The sequence below is a fragment of the Arcobacter pernae genome, from assembly GCF_049472135.1.
GTDB lineage: Bacteria > Campylobacterota > Campylobacteria > Campylobacterales > Arcobacteraceae > Arcobacter_B.
Genome location: NZ_JBMOVV010000016.1, coordinates 53454 through 60226 on the forward strand (window position 1 = coordinate 53454; position 6773 = coordinate 60226).

Annotated in this window: 4 protein-coding genes; 1 reads left to right on the forward strand and 3 read right to left on the reverse strand. The window is 30.2% G+C overall.

The window, feature by feature from the left end:
• Positions 1-9 precede the first annotated feature (9 nt).
• The gene (locus ACH5BF_RS13665) at positions 10-1122 is read left to right on the forward strand and encodes a glycosyltransferase (RefSeq protein WP_423274817.1); all 1113 of its coding nucleotides are present in this window, start codon (positions 10-12) and stop codon (positions 1120-1122) included.
• Between the two features lie 34 nt (positions 1123-1156).
• On the opposite strand, the gene ACH5BF_RS13670 is transcribed toward ACH5BF_RS13665, so the two are convergent.
• The 3 genes from ACH5BF_RS13670 to ACH5BF_RS13680 form a co-directional block, all read right to left on the reverse strand.
• A complete protein-coding gene (locus ACH5BF_RS13670) occupies positions 1157-1750 on the reverse strand; it encodes an outer membrane protein (RefSeq protein WP_423274818.1) in 594 nt (197 codons plus the stop codon).
• Positions 1751-1759: 9 nt separating this feature from the next.
• Entirely contained in the window at positions 1760-2044 is a 285-nt protein-coding gene (locus tag ACH5BF_RS13675) for a hypothetical protein (RefSeq protein WP_423274819.1), read from the reverse strand.
• 10 nt (positions 2045-2054) lie between these two features.
• The coding region (locus tag ACH5BF_RS13680; RefSeq protein WP_423274820.1) for a beta strand repeat-containing protein at positions 2055-6773 on the reverse strand (4719 nt) is incomplete at its 5' end.

Here is a 6773-nt window from a genome sequence, read left to right on the forward strand (position 1 = left end):
GAGTAGCAAATGAGTAAGTTCTTATACATTACTGACCAAGAAGAGTATCATGAACATAGTTTTATTGGCCCTTTGTTTGAAAAATATTTAAACAAACATTTTGATATCAATATAGTTTATTTCTCAAGTTTTTCACAAGATTTTGAAGTAAAAAATGAAAATAAATTGATTCTTCCTGATAGATTTAGAAAAAATCCTATTGAAGAGCTTGAAAAAAATGGCTACAAAGTTGAAGATTATGAAGTTGTAGCAGTAAGAAATGATACTGATATTTTAAAAGAAGCTTTAAAATATAAAAAAACAAATAGTTTCAAACTGGCATTTAGACTATCATTTCCAAAAAGAATCGCCAAAATCCAAACAGATGAAGCAAATAAAAGAGTTAGTTTCTTAGATTTAATTAACAATAAAATTAAAACTTTTACAGAAACTGCACTTATAAATGAGTGTGATATATTCTTACCTACATCAATTCAAATGAAAAATGATTATTTCAAAGATGTAAAAACAAGAACATTTGTAATACCATCTGCAATTGACCCAGAGATTCTACATGAAAATATTCAACATGAAGGAATTGAAAAAAGATTCTTCTATGCTGGAACACTTGATAAATTAAGAGAGTTTGAAACTATCTTAGATGCTTTCTGTGAGCTAAGTGATGGAACATATAAACTTATGATCTCTACAAAAGACCCTGAGTATGCAAAAGAGTTAGTAGAAAAGTATTCAAGTATAAAAGATCATATTGAAATTTATAATGCAAAAACTAAAGATGAACTTTTAGACTTAATTGCAAAAGCAGATATAGGATTGGCTTTACTTCCTGATATTTCACTATTCAATTCTTCAACACCTATGAAAGTACTTGATTACTATTCATCAGCAGTACCTTGTATCATGTCAAAAAATGAAAACAATAGCTCAATTTTTGAAGATGATAAAAGTGCTTGGTTTAGTAACTTTAATAAAAAAGAGATTAAAGAAAAACTTGATTATATATTAGGACTAAACAAAGATGAAGTAGCACAAGTTGGAGTAAATGGCCAAAAAAGATTACTAGATGTAAGAAACTACGAAAGAATTGCAGCTGATTTTGCTCACCAACTAAATATTTTATAAGAACAAGAATAATCTTGTTCTTATTTACACTTACTTAAAAATTAAACCTAATACCAAATGATACTGTATTTAATAAATCATGTTTTAAATCTGCATTATTTGTAGAAGTAGTTGAAAGTTCTGCTTTATGTCCCATATATGCTAAAGTATAGTTTAAAACTAAATCTGTATTATTTGAAATAGGATATAAAACACCTGCATTTGCTCCTACTATATAAGAACTTGATTTTGTATCATTATTTAAAGTATTTATTGGGGCTTTATTCCATTTAAGTTGTGAGTACCCTAATATTGCTCCTACATATGGAGTAAAGTTTTTATTTTCAAACTTATATTTTGATTGCAAGTAGATATTATTTAAATCTACATCATCACTTGATACAAATTGATAATTTACAGACAAATCTATATTTTTACTATACTCATATCCAAACTCTAAATTTACACTTTCTGAACTACTATCTTGTTCTTCTGCTAAACTTACTGTTCCTGATGTATCTTTCTTATCATTGTTTATATGAGTAAAACCATATTGAATAGATGTAAATAGATTATTTTCTGTGCTATTTGCACTTAAACTTGTAACTAAAAGTGTTGAAGTTATTGTGCTTATTAAAAATTTTTTCATGAAATTATCCTACTTTCTTACAATATGAGCTTTACCACTATTTAGGCAAACTTTCTTTTCACCATTAATATTATGGTAAGTTGTTACAAGAGTTCCTGCTTCATCATTTACTATCTCATCACCACTATATAGAGTAATATAAGTATCAAAATCATTTGAGCTTGGACTTGCTACACAAGCTACATTTATATCAATAATAGCATTTTTAAAAGAAGAGCCACCTCCTCCTCCACCACAAGCAGTAAACCCTAAGGCTACTGCTATTAATAAAACTATTGAATATATCTTTTTCATTTTTTAATCCTTACTCAATCTCTAAATTACCATCTAGTGGTGTTGTTGTTTTAATATATAAATTTCCATCAATTTCACTAATTTCTACTTCATTTCCTGCTTGGAATGGAGTGCTTGAAGATACTGTACTATCTACATTACTTTGTTCACCAGTTGATAAATCAACTCTTACGAACTTAGTAGTAGTTTCACCTGTAGCATTAGTTGATACAACTGCTTTATAGATATATCCATCTTTTTTTACTTCTGATGTAGTTTCTACATTTCCACTTTCATCACTTCTAACTGATGAGTTTGCAACTTTTGAAGTGGCTGTAGATGTTTTACTCACTGTATTGTTTACTACTTCATGAGTTACAGTTCCATCATTATTTAACTTTAATCTAATAGTATTATCACTATTTGAAGAAACAATATCTCCATCATCTTCTACATTTGTAGTTGAACCTACATTTTTATTTTCAAGTGAGGCTGAACCTGTAGTTGATTGAAGTGTTGATTTAGTTGTACCATCTGTATTTAAATATACATTTACAATTTTTTCAGCAACTTCAACAATACTTCTAATACTTCCTTGAGAAACTATTGTATCAACTGTATTTAAAATAGTTGATGCAAATGTAGAGAATGTTTGAGTTGTTTGACTATTTGCACTTGTACTAACTTGTGTTCCATTAGTTGTAGTTCCAGCATTTACAAATGTATTTGAAGATGCTGTTTCTATTTTATTTTGTAATACTTGGAAAGTAAACTCTTTTGTTGTTGTTTCACTTCCTTTTGTAATAGTTGCTGTTAATACAACTGTTTTATTTGCATTTGCATCTCTTAATACATCACCTTCATTTGTTATAAATGCAGTATTTGAAGAAGACCAAGAAATAGTTGAACCATTTGCTCCTGTTGTTGGTAGTGGCTTAGCTAAATTGTAAATAATAGAATTTTTATCTGTATTCTCTCCTAAAAGTGACTCTATAGTTAATAACTGTGTATCTTTAGTAACAGAATTTAAATCACTTGTTTCTTCTTTTAATACAGTAAGAGCAAATGTTTTACTTTCACTTCCTATTGTTGCTGTTAGTGTAACTTCTTTATCTTCAGTTGTATTTCTAGTTACATATCCAGAGTATGGAGATATAACACTATCATCACTACTTGTCCAGATAATATCTTCACCTAAAATACTAGTAGGAAGATTTAGTTTTGAAATAATAGTTGCTTTAGAACTATTTTGTTCTTTTATAGTTTCAAATGTTAATTTACTTAAAGCTTCACTTGCTGAAACAGTACTTGGAAGAACTGTTACTAAAAACTCTTTGTTAGTACTAAATTCACCTTTTGTGATATTTGCTGTAAGCATGATAGTTTTATTATCACTTCCTTGTGTAACTGCTCCATTTGTATCAACTACATTACTATCAGTAGTTTCCCAAGAGATTATTGCATCACAAACAGAACTTATATCTGTTACTAAATCTAAGTTAGAGTTAAGTGCATTTTGGAAGCTATTATTAAGTTTTATAGTATCAAATATAAGTGCAGTTTTTGCATTTTCTACACACTGAGCATCACTTTGAGATTCTACAGTTATTTTAAATGACTCACTATATGATAAACCTTGAGCATCTTTTGCCGTAATTGTTATATCTGCTTTTCCTGCATTATTTTCAGAAATAGTATATGTAAGTGTTGATTGACTTCCATATGGTGCTGAAGGTATTACAATACTACTATTTGGTAATAGATTTTGATTTGAGCTTGTAGCAGTTAAACTTGTAACTTCCACATCATCCCAAATATCAAATGTTATCGTTTTATTTATTACACTTGAAGTTTGTTCATGTGTAATATCATCAATACTTGAAATAGTTGGTGCATCATTTACACCTGTAAGTGTATATGTAAATGTTTTAGTTGTACTTTTTCCACCAACTGTTGAAGTTAAAGTAATAGTTACATTTCCATTTGCATTTTTCTGTGGAACTACTATTAGTTTTCCATCTCTTATATATGCTGTTGCTATATTTTCATCCGATGAAGTTACAGCGTAAGTTGCAGTACTTGCATCTGAATCTATATCAGAAGTAGCTAAAGAAATAACTAATCCTTCACCATCTTCTACTTGTGTTTGATTACCTAAAGTTGTTGTTATTTCAGGTGCATCATCAACTGCTGTTACATTTACAGTCATTGTATATGCACTTGTAGAGTCTAAGTTTCCATCATTTACTTTAAATGTAAATGAAGAGTAAGAGCTTCCATTTTCATTTGCTACTGGTGTGTATGTTAGCTTTGAAATATCAGCTTTTAAGATACTTTGATTTACTACTACATCACTTGAATTTAACTGTAAGTTTCCTTTACTTGGTAAAGTAACTATCTTTATAGAGTTTAGAGTATTTGCGTTATCTACATCATTAAATGCAAAGTCTGTTGAAGCAAATGTTTTTGTTGTGTCTTCATTTATAGTAAAGCTGTTATTTGCTGAAGTTGGTGCTTCATTTACATCATTTATATTAACTGTAAGTGCTTGTGTATCACTTAGGCTTACTGTTGAATCATCTGAAGCTTTTACTGTAATACTATATGAAGATTTTGTTTCATAATCTGGTGCTGTTTTAAAAGTAATAACACCTGTAGTTGAGTCAATATCAAAGGAACTTGCATCAGTTCCACTAATAGAGTAAGTTAAAGTTTGACCTAAATCTGGATCAGTTGCGTCTATATCAACAACTGCTGTTTGGTTTTCATCTACACTTATAGTTGCTGTTGCATTTGAGCTATTATTTGAAATAGTTGGTGCTTGGTTATCTATAGTTGTAAATGCCCATGTTGTTTTATTTGAGATTCCTTCAAACAAGTTATCATTTACATCTTTAAAGGCTGTATTTGAGATAGTTACATAATATCCTGTAACTAAATCAAGTTGTGTTGCTTTAGCTATTGTCACTGTTGTATTTGTTAATCCATTTATTGAATTAGGATTTTCTATAGTAATTTTACTATCATTAATATCTATAGTTTCAACTAAGCCATCATCTGAAGTTTTATATATATTTATTGAACCTGTTGTTCCTTTTACTACTTCTTCACTAAACTCTATTTTTAAATCAGAATTTAATGCTGCGTCTGTACTATCTTTTACAGGTGTTAGTTTTACTACACTTGGGAAAATAGTAATAGCTTTTTGTGTTGCTGCGCTATTTGCATTTCCTACACTATCTGTAAATTTAGAAGCATTTACATCTATTGTTGCTTGTGTAGTTGTTGTATCATCTATAGTAAGTTTTGCTGTATATACTTTTGTATTTGATGTACTTTGAGTAAATTCACTTAAACTTCCTCCAACTACACTTATATCATCAACTATAAAGTCACTACTATTTTCTGATAAAGTAAATGTTAAATCAATTACTTCACCATTTATAGCTGTACTTTTACTCTCTGTAATTGTTATAGTTGGTACTACAGCATCTACTAATACTGCTGTTGTTGAACCTATTGAATTTAATGTAGTTGTTAAGTCATTTCCTGCAGAATCTTTAAGTGTTCCACTATTTGCAATTAAATTTCCAACTGCGACACCATCACTATCTAGATCTCCTGATTGTACTGTATATCTAAATACTAATGCTGTAGTTCCACTTCCACTTACATATGTTGCTTGTCTTGTTGTTGAACCAATTGTGATTGCAATTTGTGGTGTTCCTCCACTTGTATTTACTGTTACATTTTCGCTGACATTTACTGTAAACTCTAAGTTATCTCCTGATACATATGTACCGTTTGTTGGTACACTTACACTACTTACTGTTGGTGCTACTGCATCTACTAATACTGATGTTGTTGAACCTATTGAGTTTAATGTAGTTGTTAAGTCATTTCCTGCAGCATCTTTTAATGTCCCACTATTTGCACTTAAACTTCCAACTGCAATTCCATCACTATCCAAATCTCCAGCTTGTACTGTATATCTAAATACTAATGCTGTAGTTCCACTTCCACTTACATATGTTGCTTGTCTTGTTGTTGAACCAATTGTGATTGCAATTTGTGGTGTTCCTCCACTTGTATTTACTGTTACATTTTCGCTGACATTTACTGTAAACTCTAAATCATCTCCTGATATATATGTGCCATTTGATGGTACACTTACACTACTTACTGTTGGTACTTGATTATTTAAACTAGCATTTGTTGTATCTGCTGTTGTTGTAGTATTTCCTGCATTATCTGTAGCTACTACTGCTATATTTAAATTACTAGCAACTGTTGAACCTGACACTATTGTATATGTTGCTGTCCATGTTCCACTTGAATTTGAAGCTGCTACAGAGCTTCCTCCACCAAATGCTGAGAAATCAACAGTTACTGAAGATACTGTATCACTATTATTATCTCCACCTGCAGTGTTATTCCAAGTTGCTGTAACAGTATCACCTACAATATATGTTCCAGCTGTACCACTTGCTCCACTTATTGAAATATTAGCATCACTTACAGTTGCTAATTCACTATCTACTGTAGCATTTGATGTATCTGCTGTTGTTGTAGTATTTCCTGCACTATTAGTAGCTTTTACTGATATATTTACATTTGTAGTATCTATAGAACCTGACACTATAGTATATGTCGCCGTCCATGTTCCACTTGAATTAGAAGCTGATACTGCACTTCCTCCACCAAATGCTGAGAAATCAACTGTTACAGAAGAAATATCACTATTATTATC

Coding starts and splice junctions, on each gene's coding strand:
- ACH5BF_RS13670 (WP_423274818.1), bottom strand. CDS start 1,750: ATGAAAAAATTTTTAATAAGCACAATAACTTCAACACTTTTAGTTACA.
- ACH5BF_RS13675 (WP_423274819.1), bottom strand. CDS start 2,044: ATGAAAAAGATATATTCAATAGTTTTATTAATAGCAGTAGCCTTAGGG.
- ACH5BF_RS13665 (WP_423274817.1), top strand. CDS start 10: ATGAGTAAGTTCTTATACATTACTGACCAAGAAGAGTATCATGAACAT.